The following is a 16,723-nucleotide window of genomic DNA, read 5'->3' on the forward strand; positions in this document are numbered from 1 at the left end:
GTTTACCTTAAAGAAAATAGAGTTTCCATACATGTCACTAGCTCTCGACGACTCAGCTTAGCTGATCCAGACGCTGTGGAACTGCTGCGAGGACGTCCTATGTAGGTGAGTTTCTGAGACAAAATATCCTGCAATGCCATGAAAATGTAGTCATAAGCCCCCATATTCTTGGGCTCTTCCTGCAACCAAACAAAATGTTTTATACGGGAATACTTATCAATAAGCTCTACTAACTCTTCAAGAGCTAGAGGATATAGGCTCTCTATACGTAAGCAAGAAAAATCCTTATCTCGTTCCTTAGGAAGCATTTCTAGATAGTCATAATAGATCTTTCCTGAGCATAATACTAAGATAGTAGCATTGTAATTAGGATGGGCATCTTCGAGAATAGGGCGAAATCCTCCGGGCTCTGAAAATTCTTCAATACTACTAACACATTGATGATGTCTCAAAAGCAACTTAGGAGTAAAAATAACCAAAGGCAAAGATAGATCTCGCTTCGTATGCTCTCTAAGAATCCGAAAATATTGCACAGGAGTAGAAGGCAATACAACTTGAAAATTCCAATTTGCTGCGAGTTGCAAATAACGCTCTATACGAGATGAAGAATGCTCAGGTCCCTGTCCTTCATAACCATGAGGGAGAAGCAGAACTACGTCAGAATGCAAATCCCATTTTTGAATACCTGACGAGATATATTGATCGAAAATAATTTGTGCTCCGTTAGCAAAATCACCAAACTGTGCTTCCCATAACACGAGCGTATTTAGTGCCTGTTGAGCATAGCCATACTCAAATCCTAAAATTGCGTATTCAGAAAGTGGCGAGTTGTACATTTCTACAGCTCCCTGATCTACAGAAAGGTGATATAATGGTGAATATGTATCTCCAGTAACAATATCACTCCAGAGCAAATGCCGTTGGCTGAACGTACCACGAATCGAGTCTTGACCAGAGAGCCTAAGGTTATATCCCTCAATTAATAACGAAGCAAATGCCAACTCTTCAGCCATTGCCCAATCATAGCCAATCAAACCTTCTGTCATTTTTATTCTTTTTTCTAACAGAGCCTTAACTTTAGCATGGGGATTAAAATTATCGGGAAGCCCGCAAAGACGAGAGCTTATATGAAATACAGTATCACGATTCAAAGAAACATCAATATCATGCAAGATAAGCTCACCGTTATTTAGGCGATCACAATGACGGCACTCTTTCTTAGGGAAAGGTTCTGGCTCTTTATCTTTTAACACCTGAAACTCACTATTGAGCCTATTCTCGATCTCTTTTTCAATAGGCACTAAAGTTTCCTCAGAGATATCTGCAGTATCTCTTTCGAGTAGGTGTTTCCTAAAAAGCTCCCGTATACTTTTCTTCTGCTTAATCTGATCATAGAGTAATGGTGCTGTTACTGCAGGATCATCGCTTTCATTGTGTCCATATTTACGATAACAGCAGAGATCTATAATCACATCACAACTAAATCTCTCACGAACTTGTAGGGCATACTCTATAGCTTCTATGCAAGCAATAACATCCTCACCATTAACACGAAATACAGGGACCCCTAACATCTTAGCAATGTCAGTACAATAAGGAGTAGATCTCGACTCTCTTGGCACTGCTGTAAAACCTATGTAATTATTTACAACAATGTGAAGAGTCCCTTCAGTAGAATATCCTGGCACACGACTTAACTGTAGGGTTTCATAAACCACTCCCTGGCCAGAAAACGCTGCATCTCCATGAACTAGAATTGCTAAACTGCTTTGTTCTCTTCCAGGTTCTCCTTGATGTTGTAAGGCAGCAACAACCCCCTCTACAATAGGATCTACAGATTCAAGATGACTAGCATTTGGCAACATCACAAAAGTAGTTGTTTCACCATTTTCACGATGAGACTTGAGGACATAGCCTTTGTGATACTTCACATCCCCTACGCTTTCCAAACCACGAGTAGCGGGTTCATCTTCAAATTCCATAAAGAGGTAGCGATAAGGTTTAGCAAGAACATTAGTTAATACATTCAAGCGACCTCGATGAGCCATTCCTAACACATAATTAGAAATCCCTAATCCAGATCCATAATTGACAAGATGCTCCAGCATAGGAACCAGAGTCTCTCCTCCCTCTAAAGAAAAACGTTTTTGACCGGTAAATTTTACCTGTAAAAACTCCTCAAAAAATGTCGCCTTACAAAGATCTTTATAGTAACGAAGAAGTTGTTGGCTAGATCGTTCTACTTTAGGTTTCTCCATAAGATTCCAAACGAACTCTTGCAAATCTGGAGTACACGTTAAGGTTTCTACAGTAAGACTTCCGCAGTAACATTTTTTTAAAGCTTGAATCAATTCGCCTACAGATACCTGAGGGTTAGGAAGGAGACCCAAAGAAGGAACTTGCTCATTAAGGTCTATCTTAGATATTTTTTCCCGAATTAGAGGAGAATCAGTAGTTGGGGAAAGCGTGGAAATCTGACTTTGAAGGTATCCATAATAACGGTAAATTGTACACAGAAATTGCGATTTCTGTTCTTGGAACATAAGGATATTCTCGTTCTCAGAGATCTTGGCAGTAACTTCTGATAAAGATTCTGCTTGCCCTAACTGATATCCTTCAAAAAAATACTTCCATGAAGGATCTAGAGTCTCATGATTCATAAACCTCTGATACATAGACTCTATCCAATCCATGTCCGAAGAATATACTTGCCCAGCAAACTCCGAATCCATAAAATAATTAATCTCAATAAATGTGATCTAAATGTCTGCTTCATAGCAAATTTTTATTTTTCAAAAAAAAAAATCTTTCTTTTTTTTTCTATAGTTGAAAAAAAACAAAAAGATGCTATACACCTGCTCTCTGAATACAGGATGGGAACCCTTGGATGAAAAGCGAACGTCTTAAAAAACTTGAATCGGAACTTCACGACCTTACACAATGGATGCAATTAGGTTTAGTGCCTAAAAAAGAAATCAGTAGGCACCAAGAAGAAATCCGAATTTTAGAGCATAAAATTCATGAAGAAAAAGAACGACTACAACTCCTCAAAGAAAATGGAGAAATTGAGGAGTATGTAACTCCACGACGTAGTCCTGCGAAGACAGTCTACCCTGACGGTCCCAGCATGTCTGATATCGAATTTGTCGAACCTACAGAAACAGAAATCGACATTGACCCAGGAGAAACGGTAGAGTTAGAGCTCACTGATGAAGGACGTGAAGATGGTGCGGTAGAAATCGATTACTCTAGCGAAGACGATGAAGATCCATTTAGTGATCGCAATCGCTGGAGACGTGGCGGTATCATCGATCCTGATGCTAATGAATGGTAAAATCCCTCTAGCTCTTTATATTCATATACCTTTTTGTACGAGAAAGTGTCATTACTGTAGTTTTTATACTATTCCCTATAAAAGGGAGGTAGTATCGTTATATTGTCATGCTGTGATCAAAGAAGGACTAAAAAAACTATCTGAAGTCCAAAATACTCATTTTGTAGATACGGTATTTTTTGGAGGGGGCACGCCTTCGTTAGTTCCTCCCTTCCACTTCAAACAGATCCTTAAAGAGCTTGCTCCCGATGCAAAGGAAGTTACCCTCGAAGCCAACCCAGAAAATTTAACTCCAGACTACCTAAATCAACTACAAAAAACTCCTATAAATAGGATTAGCATTGGTGTGCAAACCTTTGACGATGCTATCTTAAAACTCCTAGGACGTACGCATTCCTCATCTACAGCAATTACAGCAATACAAGAATGTCAAAATTATGGCTTTCACAACCTCTCAATTGATCTGATTTACGGATTACCAACACAATACCAAGAGGTATTCCTTAGCGACCTGTATCAAGCTTTAGCCCTTCCTATTACCCATATTTCATTATATAACCTCACCATAGATCCGCATACCTCGTTCTATAAGCACCGTAAGATACTAATCCCGACAATTGCTGAAGAAGAGACTCTTGCTACAATGAATCTCTTAGCCGAAGACCTTTTAATCAATAAAGGATTCCATCACTACGAACTTGCCTCTTATGCAAAACCAGGTTGGGTCGCGAAACACAACCTTTATTATTGGACGGATCGTCCTTTCTTAGGCTTAGGAGTCTCGGCTTCACAATACATCCACGGAGAACGTTCCAAGAATTATAGCCGAATCTCTTATTACTTACGTGCAGTACGTAGGAATCTCTCTACCCAAGAAACTTCAGAAATTCTTCCACAAAAAGCAAAAATTAAAGAGGCATTTGCTCTCCGCCTCCGTCTTATCGAGGGGGCTTACCTAGAGGATTTTCCTGCTAAGCTCATCTCCGTATTTACCGAGCATTCAGAATTAAAAAACCTATTCGATGTCAACGAAAAATTTCTTTCCCTCAATAGACGTGGAAGGCTTTTCCATGACACTATAGCTGAAGAAATCATGGGATGTTCCTTTTGATCTTGCAATTCAGAAACCCTCCCTATGTGTTATACTATAGCTTAACAAGCAGATCTTACTATAGAATTTCAAGATTATCAAAATAACAAATAGAATCGGGAAATTTATTTTATTTCTAAAATCAGCCCTTTACTAATAACATTATAAAAAGAGATCTTATCTTATTAAAAGTTCCTTTCCGCAAGAATTCATCTCGCATTCTTGCTCTCTCGTATTTCATTGTGATACTAACGTACCTCGTTTTCTCAAAAATTTTCATATAGTTTAAAAATATGAACCAATGCCTTAAAATACATTTAACGACGACCACGCCTGCAATAGCGCAATACGGACTTGATAAAGAACCATATATTTAAGCAAAAAATAAATGCTGTTAATACCAGATTCATGGTTTGGCCCACAGCTAATACATCACCACTCTGCCAATTTTGTTGAGGAGTTTTATTTTCTAAATCATAAACGGCAGATACATTGGAACGCACTAACACACGTGGAATTTGCAGACCAATGTTGTTAAGAACTATAATCGATAGAGGAAAATAAATACTTCCCCACGCAGTATATAAAAATCCGAGAGCGAACCCTAGTGCATTCCGATTAACTACCCGTACCCTTCCTTCAGGTAAGCGAACTCCTGTAGTCCTGCGATAGATAAATTGCTGCACTCGCCCCCTAAGACTTCTGCCCCACAAACGAGTCAGTTCGATAAAGATAATGCTACCTGTCATTGTAGATGCTGAAATAAAGACAGCTCTTAAAATCGGATAAGGCATCCAAAGCCTACGTAGAAGATTGAAATAATCAAAAACAAGAACGAGCATGCTTGGTAAAAAACAAGCTTGTGCTATAACTCGCGCTATACGACATCTTTCTCTAAGACAAGGATAGTTTGTGAAGAGCAAGAAAAAATAACGAATAGCACAAGCTGTGTGCATAAGAATTAAAGAATAACAAATCTGCAAATCTAAGCCTTCATGAACAGAAGCAAGTAGATATTCTTGAGTCAGCCCTAAAACTCTAGAAACAGCAAAAAGACTAGATAAACAAACTGCCGTGCAACTTTGAGGATAGGGATTCATTTCAAAATCCGCTGCAGGAGGACCTTGCTCCAACCATTGTCCTAGTCTTTCCATCGCATGAGAATCATTAGGATCTATAACGACGGCAACGTTCTGTGGCGTCGTTAGGGGAGCTCCGGAGGAGCTTCCCTCCCCTCCAGAATTTTCTACTCTACTGCTGATCAAACATTGTTCTCCCCAACGCAAGGCTTGAGTAAAAGAAGGACAACGAATAGAAGGACAGAAATAACCTTCAAGACCCGAAGAATAAGGTAAGGTTGTAGTATTTTCAGCCTGAGTTCCCCTAACGTCAAAAGAACTGAAAAAATCGCCAGCGACTCGATAGTTGTGTACTGCGTAGTTTCCTTGTATAAAGATTGTAGGAGAAATCCCTACAATCAAAATACGACTTGCATACGGAGAGTGATCCAAAGCACTCTGTAGATAAGCCCCTCCATCACCAAAAAAAAACACTAAAAAATTCTTCCCCTGATTCCCAGGATAAGAGAAAAATTGCTCCCAAAGCCCTAGAATTGCCTGACACAGAGGATGACTGATAAGAGGTAGGCTTCGGCAACAAGGATTGGTCCATGGACCACAAGACATACCACTGCCATCATTATAAAAGAGTCTGACATGAGGTCCTCCCCGGACTTCACTAATATGAAGAGCCTCGTTTACAGCTTCTAATTGGGTTTGCCAACTTCCATTTACATAGAGAATGTTTACAGAAGAATCTGAAACATCGGAATCCTCCTCTCCAGCTACACAGAGAACTTCATAAATAGTGTTGTTAGGAGGAGGTGACGGCTGACCTCTAGGTCCTCCCTCTATCATCAGTTCTGTCACTCCTTCAGATAAAGAAACAGTATTTAAATTATCAGAAGAAGGGCTTATGGTGAGTAGAGATTGTGCTGAGGGTTCAGAAGAAGAGGAGTCTAGAGGCTGGAGTTCAATGTCTTCATTGGTGGGTGATGAAGAACGAGATTGCGTAGGAGCGGTCATTAAGTATCTTAGACTGTTTAGCTTAACAAGCTATAGATTTATAAAATAACCTTTTATAAACAAGCAAGAACAGAATATGTACAGATAGGAATTTTATAGAAATTTCTAGGGAAAAATCACTTGAAAAAATCTTTCCAAGGATGTTTTTCACATTACATTGTAATAATAGAAGATTTTGTTTTCTATCCTACTCATGTTGAGAAAAAGGACGCATTATAATTTTCTAAATAAGGAATTTAAGATTATGTAAGAGACAATATCTGGCCTCCTATAGGTAAGGAAACGCTATTTAGGGATATGGAATAGAAATATTGTGGGCACCTTAGTCATGCTCTGCTTAACAAAACTTAAATCTTCAATACATCTCCATGATTTTACCAATCGTGTGAGGACAAGCTCACTCTCTCCAGAAAGATCAGAAGCAACACAGAGTTCTGCATAAGAAGGCAAGGAATCTAAAAGAGACTCAAAGGTATAGACATTGCGATATGGAGTTTCTATACATACTAAAGTAGACACTTGAGAGGCTACCGCTTTTTTAATTGACTTGATACGTTCCTTAGGGTTTTGCGGTAAATATCCAAGAAAGGTAAAATTTTGCGAAGGTAAGCCAGAAAGCATAAGAGCGAGGGTTATCGAACAAGGGCCAGAAAATGCTTGTATAGGAATTTGCAAAGCACGTGCACGACGAACTAGACTAGCGCCAGGATCAGCAATGCAAGGAAGGCCTGCATCAGAAATCAGTCCCCAAGTTTCCCCATGTTTTACTATAGGCTCGAGATAAAAATCCCAAGCCTTAGAGGAACGCACATGCTTACTCAAAATAGCCAGAGGAAACTTATGGACCTCAGGTAGTTTCCATAAACTAAGAAATGCTCGTCCTCCACGATCGCTTTCTACAATCAATCCATTAAGCCTGTGGATAAGTTCCCCTATAATAGCAGGGAGGCTGGTTACGTCACGATTGCCTAAGGTATTGGGGAAAAGATATAGAGTCACGGTTGTGTCATCCTAATCACTAAAGTGTCTACAGCTATTATAGGGTCTTGAACATTATTTTTAATTAAGCTTTCTGCATAAAATAAAGAACTTAGGGCTTTATAAAGCCTCTCTTTTCCATATACAGTAAACAGGTGGTGTTTATTCTCATTAGAGCCCTCCTCAAGACTACGTAAGCCATAAAGACATTGTGTACGAAGAAAAGCAATAATCCCTAAAGGATCTTCCCCATTCTCTAATAAAAAATGTAGCTGCTGATGGCTCTCTATAACATTGGATTTCAACAAAAAATCACGCAATTTCCATAAAGAGGATTTTTCCTTTTTCACTACGAAATCTTTAATATCAGAGTGATCCAAAACAGTCTTTTTTCCAATCGAACAGAGTAGTTTATCAAATTCACTAAGAATATCATGAAGAAAGGTAGCACCAAGTTTACGCAAAAATAAAGATACCAACGACTGAGAACATGAAATGCCCAAAGACGATGTCCTTTGTAAAAGAAGCCGTGCAACTCTCTTTTCACGATCTGCAGGCCATTCACCGAATAAATTCAAAGAAAGAGCAGACGGTAATACTGTTGATAATTCTCGAAAACATTCTGGTTTTGTTGTGATCATCAGAATGGTAAGGTGAGGTCGGGGATTCTGAGCATATTGAGTTAAAAAGTCTTTAATGGATGATGGTAATTTTTCTGTATGGATAATTCCCAAGGTCTCATGAGCTGAAAACAATCCGAATGTCTCTGTCCATGACATGAGAGTCGATAGCATTAGTCCTTGTCCGTCAAGCTCCTGAAACTTTCCAGAGACTAGCAATGCAAAAAAAGCGTCTTTGTCATCTTCCAAAGAGCTTCCTATAAGAGCTATAGCAGGAGATTTCTCAGTGTAAGCTTGAGAAAATGTATCAAAACTAGTTAGGGATTTTTGCATAGTAGCAGAGTCGAACAAAGTTCTATAAACTTACTATACTGATTTCAATGCAAACTGTACAGCTTCTTGAAATATTCTCAAAGACGTTGATTCCTAGATCGATTTGCTTTTGCTAAAGCTCAAAAAAACGGGAGGGGGAGTGAACTACTCCTTCCCGTTAATACAAGCAATAATCCTGAAATCACAAACTATCGAGTCATCATTTTAATTAGTTGGTGACGCCAACCATGAGCTGTACGCACACGGCTTTTAGAGCCATGCTTTCTTGTAGCTGTTGAAGAACACACGCGTTTGCAACTAGGTGTATGTTTATGATTTTTGTGGCATGCTAATGCACAAGATGCTGATTTTTTAGCAGCAGCTTTAGCAACTGTAGTTTTTTTAGCTACAGGCTTCTTAGCTACAGTCTTGCGAACTGTTTTCTTAGTAGCTACCTTTCTTACTACACGTTTAGCCGCAACTTTTTTAGCTACAGGCTTCTTAGCTACAGTCTTGCGAACTGTTTTCTTAGCAGCTACTTTTCTTACTACACGTTTAGCCGCAACTTTTTTAGCTACAGGCTTCTTAGCTACAGTCTTACGAACTGTTTTCTTAGCAGCTGTTTTACGAACTGCAGGTTTTTTTACAGCGGTTTTGCGAACAGTTTTTTTAGCAGTAGCTTTTTTAACTATACGTTTAGCCGCAACTTTTTTAGCAGGCTTTCGTACAGCTCTTGAAGCTGTCTTCCTACCGCTCTGTTTTTTTTGCGCTCCAATCATCTTCATTCCCCTAATTAGACAGGTAATTACTTACCTGATCTATCGACAGGGACAATCAAAAACTTTAATAAAAAATGACTTTTATTTTACTAATTAATAAAACAAAAATCATTTTTAAAACTTAAACAGATAGAAGATAGTTATTTAGAAAGAAATTTATCTAAGTAATAAAGGATACAGCGAACACCAAAACCTGAAGCATATTTTGGATAATGGTCTTCTTCTTTTTCACGATACGCAGTACCTGCTATATCAAGATGAGCCCAAGCTACAGAAGATTCTTCTAAAAATTTTTGTAAGAATAACGCAGCCGTAATAGCTCCTGCACGGTTATTACCGATATTTTTCATATCAGCAATATCAGAATGCAACGCTTTATCATATTTTTTGACCAGAGGCATTCTCCATAAAGGTTCGGAAGTCCCCGCAGATGCCTCTAAAAGATCTTCCGCCAAAACATCATTATTAGCAAATAAGCCTGCAACTTCTTCTCCTAGAGAAACTACTATAGCTCCTGTTAGAGTTGCGAAATCTATAATACGTGTCGGTTTACAATACTTTAAAGCGTAAGAAATCGCATCAGCAAGAATAAGTCTTCCCTCGGCATCAGTACTACCGATCTCAACAGACAGTCCCGACATACCTACATAGACATCCCCCATCTTGTAAGAAGCACCATCAATGGCATTTTCTGTTGCGGGGATAATTCCTGTAACATTTACAGGCAACTCTAAAACAGCTAATGCAGAGAGAATCCCTAAAACTGTAGCGCCTCCTGCCATATCTTCTTTCATAGTAAGCATGGATTTCCCAGGCTTAAGGTCTAAGCCTCCAGAATCAAAAGTGACTCCTTTTCCTATCAATACAGTATGATCTTTAGATTTAGGACGCCCTTGATAACGGAGGACTATGAAACAAGGGTCTACACAAGAACCCTTAGCAACAGCCATAAGCAATCCCATTTTTTCCTTGATAATAGCGTCTTTTCTCAAGACCTTGGCGTCAATACTGGGGAATTTATGTCCCATTTTCAGAGAAATTTCTGCTAATTTTTCAGGAGTGATCTCATCAGCATTGCCATTGACGAGATCTCGAGTAAGATATACTCCTTCGAAAATGGCCTCTTCTTTTCTAAAGATAGAGTTAGCAATCTTGGGGACAATTCCGAAAACAGTGACTTGAGAAAGAAGAGGTTCAATATCTCGATCTACTTTGTTATAACGAGGATAACCGTAATTTAAAGATAGGATTCCTGAGGACAAACCTGTTAAAAATTCTTCAGCAGAAACTCGCAACTCAGAAATTGTAGGTAAAATGATATTTACTGTAGTACATTTTGCCTTACGTAATACTCGAGTTAGTTTAGCATAAATGTGAAAAATAGAGTCTGCAGTTAACTCTTCACTTTTTCCTAGGCCCAATAGGAGAATGCGCTTTTCTTTAGCTTTCAGGCTGTTATAGAGGATTTCAACTTCCCCTCTCTTTCCTTGAAAATTTCCTGAGGTAGGAAGATAGAAAGACTCAAATTCAGTCTCAAAAGAAGCGGCATTTTTTGCTTCCTTACAATGCCAAAAAGGCAAGACTACAGCATCTGCCTTAACACGATTACGCCCAGAAGCTTGGGCATGAAATAAGACCACGAAATCTCTCCTTCTAGGATAACAATATCAAATGACTAGGGGTTAAAAAGGAACATCCTCACAGACATATTGCTGTTCCTGACCATAACCAGCATACATATCTTTATCTTTGATAGCTTCTGCATCAAGTGCTTCACCTTCAAACCCTACGGACACAGATTCGTATGATCCCTGATTTTGATGTTCTTCCAAAGATTGAGAACGGCTTCCCTCGTTTCGTCCAAAAGGACTAAACTTTACAGAGTCTACACTAATCACTAAAGAAGATTGTGGTGAACCGTCTTTACTCATATAGCTTTCTATAGAGATATCTCCAGCCACAATAATTGCAGACCCTTTCTTCAAATAGGGAAGCATTTTATCATACCGGTTATGCCAAATGTTACACTTGCACCAAATGGTTTCGTCCTTCATTCCAACACGAGTCTTTACTCCCAATCTCAGAGTGACAACACGCTTTCCCTTGGACGTCATTCGTTCTTCAGGATCAGCTCCAAGGTAACCGGCAAAATACCCAAACATCATAAGATAACCTTTTGGATTTCTATTTTAATACTTCTTTACTTTATGAAAACACATAATGTTAAATTTTTGGAGCTTACAGACTTTTCAAACATAGATTAAAAAAAGATTGAAAACTCCAACGTAGCCACGGCTCTTATTTTGAAATAAGAGCTTCATGCATCTTTGAAATTAGACAAAAAGATGCAATGTATTCGTGCCTTATTAAGCACGAATACCGGTAGGAGGGGGTTGCATTCCACCGCTAGCTTGAGGCATTTGTGGCATTGTATCCACAGAAGGCTCTCTACCAGCACAAATATCTGCACAAACAGTACGCCATTTAACAACAGTTTCAATAAACAACTGCGCAAATGCCTTTAATAAATTTGTCTCAGCATATTTCATATCCAAAACGCAGTGCATTAGAATTAACTGTTCCTTAGTAGCAACACCAACTCCACCCCCAGCCATCTGACCGCCGAGCATAGACCCTTCTAATAACTTTTCATATAAGGCTAATTTTCTTTGAATATTATCGGGGAGCCCATCCAATAGAGGAGCATAGACATAAAGACGATCTGAATGCTCTTCATAAGTAAGGTGTAAAGAAAACTCACCATCAACAAATAAAATGCATGTATTATTCTGATCAAAAGCTACATCAGGCAGTTTCAATTCTTTAGCAAAATTTTTTAGATTTTCCTCAGCATTTTGCCTGGACATGAGGGAATCTCCTTGTAATAGATTGTTATTGCTTCAAGTTACCATAAGAGTGATTTGTTAGTAAACGATTTCAAAATCTTAAAATGAAAAACCGACTTGCCTTTCTGTTGTTATTATGATATCCAATCAACGATGGAACAAGTTTCTTCTTATCCCTCCCTTCCTTTACCTCTTGGGGTTTCTAGAATTTCTTCAAACCACTATCGCTTTGCTTTATACGCCTCGGAAGCTACTGAGGTAATTCTCGCTTTAAAACAAGAGAGTTCTAAAATCATAGAAATTCCACTTGTTTCTAATAAACACCGTACAGGTGCCATTTGGCATATAGAGATCAGTGGTATTTCTGATGAATGGTCCTATGCATTTCGTGTTAACGGTCCTAAAAAGCATTCATTACAATACTCTTTTAAAGAGTACCTTGCTGATCCTTATGGAAAAAATATTCACTCTCCACAAAAATTTGGTTCTAAAAAAAAACTTGGTGACTATGCGTTTTCTTACTTAAAGCAAGAAGAATTTTGTTGGAACAACGACCAACCTCTAAAATTGCCAAAAGAAGATATGATTATTTACGAGATGCATGTTCGTTCCTTCACCCAGTCAAACTCATCTCGGGTTCATGCTCCAGGAACATTCTTAGGAATTATTGAAAAGATTGAACACTTGCGTAAGCTAGGTGTCAATGCTATTGAGCTCTTGCCAATCTTTGAATTTGATGAGACTGTGCACCCCTTTAAAGATCCTCAATTTCCCTACCTTTGCAATTATTGGGGATACGCTCCTGTAAATTTCTTTTCTCCATGCCGACGTTATGCTTATGCCTCAGATCCTTGCGCCCCTATTCGTGAGTTTAAGACTTTAGTCAAGGCTCTCCATGAAGCAGGTATTGAGGTAATTCTTGATGTTGTTTTTAATCACACGGGCTATGAAGGCACCTCATGCTCTTTACCTTGGATAGACACCCCCAGTTATTATATTTTAGACGAAAACGGCCATTTTACGAATTATTCAGGTTGTGGGAACACTCTCAATACCAACCGTGCTCCGACTACTCAATGGATTCTTGATATATTACGTTATTGGGTACAGGAAATGCATGTTGATGGATTTCGATTCGACCTTGCTTCTGTATTTTCTCGTAGTCCTTCTGGATCCTCTTTAGAGTTCCCTCCTGTCTTAGAGGCAATTGCTTTTGACCCTTTACTTGCAAATACTAAAATTATAGCAGAACCTTGGGATGCTGCTGGGTTGTATCAAGTGGGTTACTTTCCAACTTTATCTCCACGATGGAGTGAGTGGAACGGTCCTTATCGTGATACTGTTAAAGCTTTTCTTAATGGAAACACAAATCTTATAGGAACTTTTGCCTCTAGAATCGCGGGCTCCCAAGATATCTACTCTGGAGGTTCTCCTACCAATTCCATTAACTATATAAGCTGTCATGATGGGTTTACATTGTATGACACTGTAGCTTATAACTATAAACATAATGAGGCTAATCGAGAAAATAATCGTGATGGTACAGAAGCAAATTATAGTTATAATTTTGGTGTTGAAGGAGAAACCCTAGACCCTTATATCCTTAGAGTTCGGGAAAGACAGTTGCGAAATTTCTTCCTTACCTTAATGGTTTCACAGGGAATTCCTATGATTCAATCGGGTGACGAGTATGGGCATACAGCTCAGGGAAACAATAATCGCTGGGCTCTAGATACAGACGCAAATTATTTTCTTTGGGACCAGCTTACAGAAAAACCTATGCTGATGAACTTCCTCTGTAATCTCATTACCTTTCGCAAAAAACATAAAGAGATCTTTAATCGAGGATTTCTTACTGATAAGGAAATTCACTGGTTAGATGTTGATGGGAACCCCATCCAATGGTTCCCCAGTAACTTTCTAGCATTTAAAATAAAAGCTCAGAAAATACACACCTATGTTGCTTTTTATGTAGGAACTAAAGAAATATCTGTAACCTTACCTAAGCCCTCTGCTAACTTCCTTCCTTATGAAATGATTGCCAATAGTGACCAGGGTTTTGTATCTCAAAACTTAGTATCAAACACAACATCCTTGCAACCTTATACAACTCTAATTGCAATAAGTCGGGGGAAACATACTACCTAATGTCGCTATCCAATTCTTCATTCCAAGATTCTATAACAACAAAGTCTATATCCTTATAGAATTTTTCAAGAATCTGACGTGCGTTCAACCCTTCTATAGCAAGGCGATCCACATTGGATTGTAGAAGACCTTGCGCATCTAACATTAATCCCTGTGGGCTATCTACAACCAAACGTGCTGTCCAATCTACAGCCTCTTCTATTCCATAAAATTGCTTTGTCACACCAAAGCCTGCATAGTTCTCTTCATCAGCCTTAAGATGCCAAAAATTTTGAGGATTTCTTGCAAGTAGCCTTTCATACAAGGCTGTTCTTTCTAAGATAACACAAGCGGATAGTGCTTCTTTATCCAACTCTTTAAGGTATTTTATAGAGAGTACCGATTTTAAGTAATCTTCAATTGCCACTTCATTAGACACCATAATACAATGATTGTCCTTACGATGAACGTATAGTGCACCTTGGTACTGAATTCCATTGAAAAAAAGTGAAGCCGATTCATCTATAGGTTCGATCTTTAAGCACTGAAGTCCTGGATAAAATTCTCCCCAGCGGATGCCTTCATATAAAGCATGCACAACGCAACGTTGCCCTTGAATTGCAGTATCTAATAAGACATTATCCCCATAAATACGATAAGGCCCCTTAGCTTCGATAAGAGCTGTGGTACTTTCATTAGCCAGAAGAATCCGGATTTTAGGTTCGACAACGGTAGCTTGCTTGATAAAAGTATCTGATACTTTTACTTCCGAGGTTCCAGAAATACTCGTACTAAAGAAAAGACCTAAAAGTACGTATTGCAATATTTTCACTGTCCTTCTCCTAAACTGGATAAATTCTTGGTGTCTCTTTTTAAGTGGTTGTAAGCAAGTGGAGTTACCATTCTGCCTCTTGGGGTTTTTTTGATTAAACCTTTTAAAATTAAAAATGGTTCGTAAACATCTTCTAGTGTTTTAATATCCTCTCCCACTGCTACTGATAAGGTTTTAATCCCTACAGGTCCGCCTTGATAATAATCAATTATTGTAGTGAGAAGTTTGATATCAATTTCATTTAATCCCCATTCATCTATTAATAGCATAGCTAAAGCTTTTTGTGCTACGTCACCATTAATACAGTTTCCTTCTCGCATCTGAGCAAAATCTCTAACCCAACGCAGAAGATGGTTCGCTAATCGTGGAGTTCCGCGTGATCTCTTAGCAATTTCTAGTAATGCGGAATTATCGGCTTCTATACCGAGCAAATGTGCTGATCGAAATAAAATCTTTTTTAGATCTTGATCTGAATAGTAAGAAAGTCTCGCACTAAAAGCAAAGCGTGCTCTTAAAGGTTCGCTTAACATCCCTGATCGAGTGGTCGCTCCGACTAAGGTAAACGGAGCAAGATCCACGCGGACGGAACGAGCTCCAGGTCCTGAATCTATAGTAATATCTATTTTAAAATCTTCCATGGCAGAATATAGATATTCTTCAGCAACTTTTCCCATGCGATGAATTTCGTCGATAAAAAATACATCGCCTTCTTGCAAACTAGTTACAAGCCCCAAAAGATCTGAAGGTTTAATTAACTGAGGTCCGGACGCCACCACTAACCCTTTACCCACAGTATTAGCAACAATATAGGCAAGCGAAGTTTTCCCTAATCCTGGGGGGCCGAAAAATAAACAGTGTCCTGGTACTTCTCCTCGTTGCACCGCTGCACGAAGGAACAGGTCTAACCGTTCTTTTAAATGAAGCTGCCCACAAAACTCTTGTAACCCTTTAGGTCTTAAAGACACATCGAATTTTTTATCCTGGTGTAAGATAGCTACTTGATGCGTCATTTAGGTACCTTCTATATAACTTTTTCTTTATAGGTAGATTCTATTTACTGTAAAACTACCCTCGACAACATCGAACATTATATTGGGCATAGTACACGAGAGAATATATAGAAGTATACCACGGACATTTTTCTCTTTCTTTCATTACAAGACAAGGGCAGCAGAGGAACACAAGTGAATAAGAAATTTCAAATTGCAGTATTTCTAAGTTGAGCCTTAAAAATACCTCTTCCAATTTAACACTAATGTTCTTTGACTACATTGATCTTTTATAGGAAAGACAATTGTTATAAACAAATAGATTTAAAGGTAGTTAACTGTTCTAAAATACATTATCGGTTTTGCACTTTTTACAAAAATGTTAGAACCCATCGCAAAAAATTAAGGAATCAGAATAAAATTACGAGATTTTTATAAAAATCATCCTCAAGAATTGACTCAAGATAAACATACTTTTATGTACCAATATAAAAATACAGCAATACCCCAAGTTTTCTCTAAAAATAAGGTTTGCCTTTTTCCCTTCGGATTATCTAACATTGCCTCTAGGTTCTATGATAAAATTGTAGACTTTGGGGTAGGCTTTTCCTGTTTATATAACTAGTAATTTCAATACCTAATCCACGTCTATCTTATACCTAGAAAGGTTCACAAAATCAGCAATTTCAAGCACAGAGCATCATTAAGAAAGCAATTTCAAACTATTAAGGT

The 16,723-nt window shown here is 38.5% G+C and carries 13 protein-coding genes; 3 read left to right on the plus strand and 10 right to left on the minus strand.

Features of this window, described 5'->3' with window-relative positions:
* Nucleotides 1–2 precede the first annotated feature (2 nt).
* The gene (locus tag C834KP_RS01710) at nucleotides 3–2,732 is read right to left on the minus strand and encodes a 2-oxoglutarate dehydrogenase E1 component (protein WP_108896479.1); all 2,730 of its coding nucleotides are present in this window, start codon (nucleotides 2,730–2,732) and stop codon (nucleotides 3–5) included.
* A gap of 155 nt (nucleotides 2,733–2,887) precedes the next feature.
* Here C834KP_RS01710 and C834KP_RS01715 point away from each other — a divergent pair, with 155 nt between their 5' ends.
* Nucleotides 2,888–3,334 (plus strand): hypothetical protein, encoded by a 447-nt coding sequence (locus C834KP_RS01715; protein ID WP_108896480.1) that lies wholly within the window; start codon nucleotides 2,888–2,890, stop codon nucleotides 3,332–3,334.
* Nucleotides 3,324–4,445 (plus strand): radical SAM family heme chaperone HemW, encoded by a 1,122-nt coding sequence (gene hemW, locus C834KP_RS01720; RefSeq protein WP_108896481.1) that lies wholly within the window; start codon nucleotides 3,324–3,326, stop codon nucleotides 4,443–4,445. Before C834KP_RS01715 ends, hemW begins: the two co-directional genes overlap by 11 nt.
* Nucleotides 4,446–4,741: 296 nt before the next feature.
* Here the strand turns inward: hemW and C834KP_RS01725 are convergent, their stop codons facing one another.
* The 7 genes from C834KP_RS01725 to C834KP_RS01755 form a co-directional block, all read right to left on the minus strand.
* Nucleotides 4,742–6,508, minus strand: a complete 1,767-nt coding sequence (locus C834KP_RS01725) for a DUF687 family protein (protein ID WP_108896482.1) — start codon at nucleotides 6,506–6,508, stop codon at nucleotides 4,742–4,744.
* A 285-nt stretch (nucleotides 6,509–6,793) separates the two neighbouring features.
* Nucleotides 6,794–7,507, minus strand: a complete 714-nt coding sequence (locus C834KP_RS01730) for an SAM-dependent methyltransferase (protein ID WP_108896483.1) — start codon at nucleotides 7,505–7,507, stop codon at nucleotides 6,794–6,796.
* The gene (locus tag C834KP_RS01735; protein WP_108896484.1) at nucleotides 7,504–8,439 is read right to left on the minus strand and encodes a hypothetical protein; all 936 of its coding nucleotides are present in this window, start codon (nucleotides 8,437–8,439) and stop codon (nucleotides 7,504–7,506) included. Before C834KP_RS01735 ends, C834KP_RS01730 begins: the two co-directional genes overlap by 4 nt.
* A 188-nt stretch (nucleotides 8,440–8,627) precedes the next feature.
* The gene (locus C834KP_RS01740) at nucleotides 8,628–9,197 is read right to left on the minus strand and encodes a histone H1-like repetitive region-containing protein (RefSeq protein WP_108896485.1); all 570 of its coding nucleotides are present in this window, start codon (nucleotides 9,195–9,197) and stop codon (nucleotides 8,628–8,630) included.
* A 140-nt stretch (nucleotides 9,198–9,337) separates the two neighbouring features.
* Nucleotides 9,338–10,837: a leucyl aminopeptidase gene (locus C834KP_RS01745; protein WP_108896486.1), complete on the minus strand. Its 1,500-nt coding sequence runs from the start codon at nucleotides 10,835–10,837 to the stop codon at nucleotides 9,338–9,340.
* Nucleotides 10,838–10,879: 42 nt separating this feature from the next.
* Nucleotides 10,880–11,362, minus strand: a complete 483-nt coding sequence (locus tag C834KP_RS01750; RefSeq protein WP_108896487.1) for a single-stranded DNA-binding protein — start codon at nucleotides 11,360–11,362, stop codon at nucleotides 10,880–10,882.
* 201 nt (nucleotides 11,363–11,563) lie between these two features.
* Nucleotides 11,564–12,064 carry a type III secretion chaperone Slc1 gene (locus C834KP_RS01755; protein ID WP_108896488.1) on the minus strand — a complete coding sequence of 167 codons (501 nt, stop codon included), beginning with the start codon at nucleotides 12,062–12,064 and terminating at the stop codon, nucleotides 11,564–11,566.
* Between the two features lie 132 nt (nucleotides 12,065–12,196).
* On the opposite strand from C834KP_RS01755, the gene C834KP_RS01760 reads away from it, so the two are divergent.
* Nucleotides 12,197–14,191 (plus strand): isoamylase, encoded by a 1,995-nt coding sequence (locus C834KP_RS01760; RefSeq protein WP_108896489.1) that lies wholly within the window; start codon nucleotides 12,197–12,199, stop codon nucleotides 14,189–14,191.
* On the opposite strand, the gene C834KP_RS01765 is transcribed toward C834KP_RS01760, so the two are convergent.
* Both C834KP_RS01765 and ruvB read right to left on the minus strand, forming a co-directional pair.
* Complete coding sequence (locus C834KP_RS01765; RefSeq protein WP_108896490.1) at nucleotides 14,184–15,002, minus strand: SpoIID/LytB domain-containing protein; 819 nt, start codon at nucleotides 15,000–15,002, stop codon at nucleotides 14,184–14,186. The two genes, C834KP_RS01760 and C834KP_RS01765, sit on opposite strands and share 8 nt — an antisense overlap.
* Complete coding sequence (gene ruvB, locus C834KP_RS01770; RefSeq protein WP_108896491.1) at nucleotides 14,999–16,012, minus strand: Holliday junction branch migration DNA helicase RuvB; 1,014 nt, start codon at nucleotides 16,010–16,012, stop codon at nucleotides 14,999–15,001. Before ruvB ends, C834KP_RS01765 begins: the two co-directional genes overlap by 4 nt.
* Between the last annotated feature and the right edge of the window lie 711 nt (nucleotides 16,013–16,723).

This window comes from Chlamydia serpentis, from assembly GCF_900239945.1.
Taxonomy (GTDB): Bacteria; Chlamydiota; Chlamydiia; order Chlamydiales; family Chlamydiaceae; genus Chlamydia; species Chlamydia serpentis.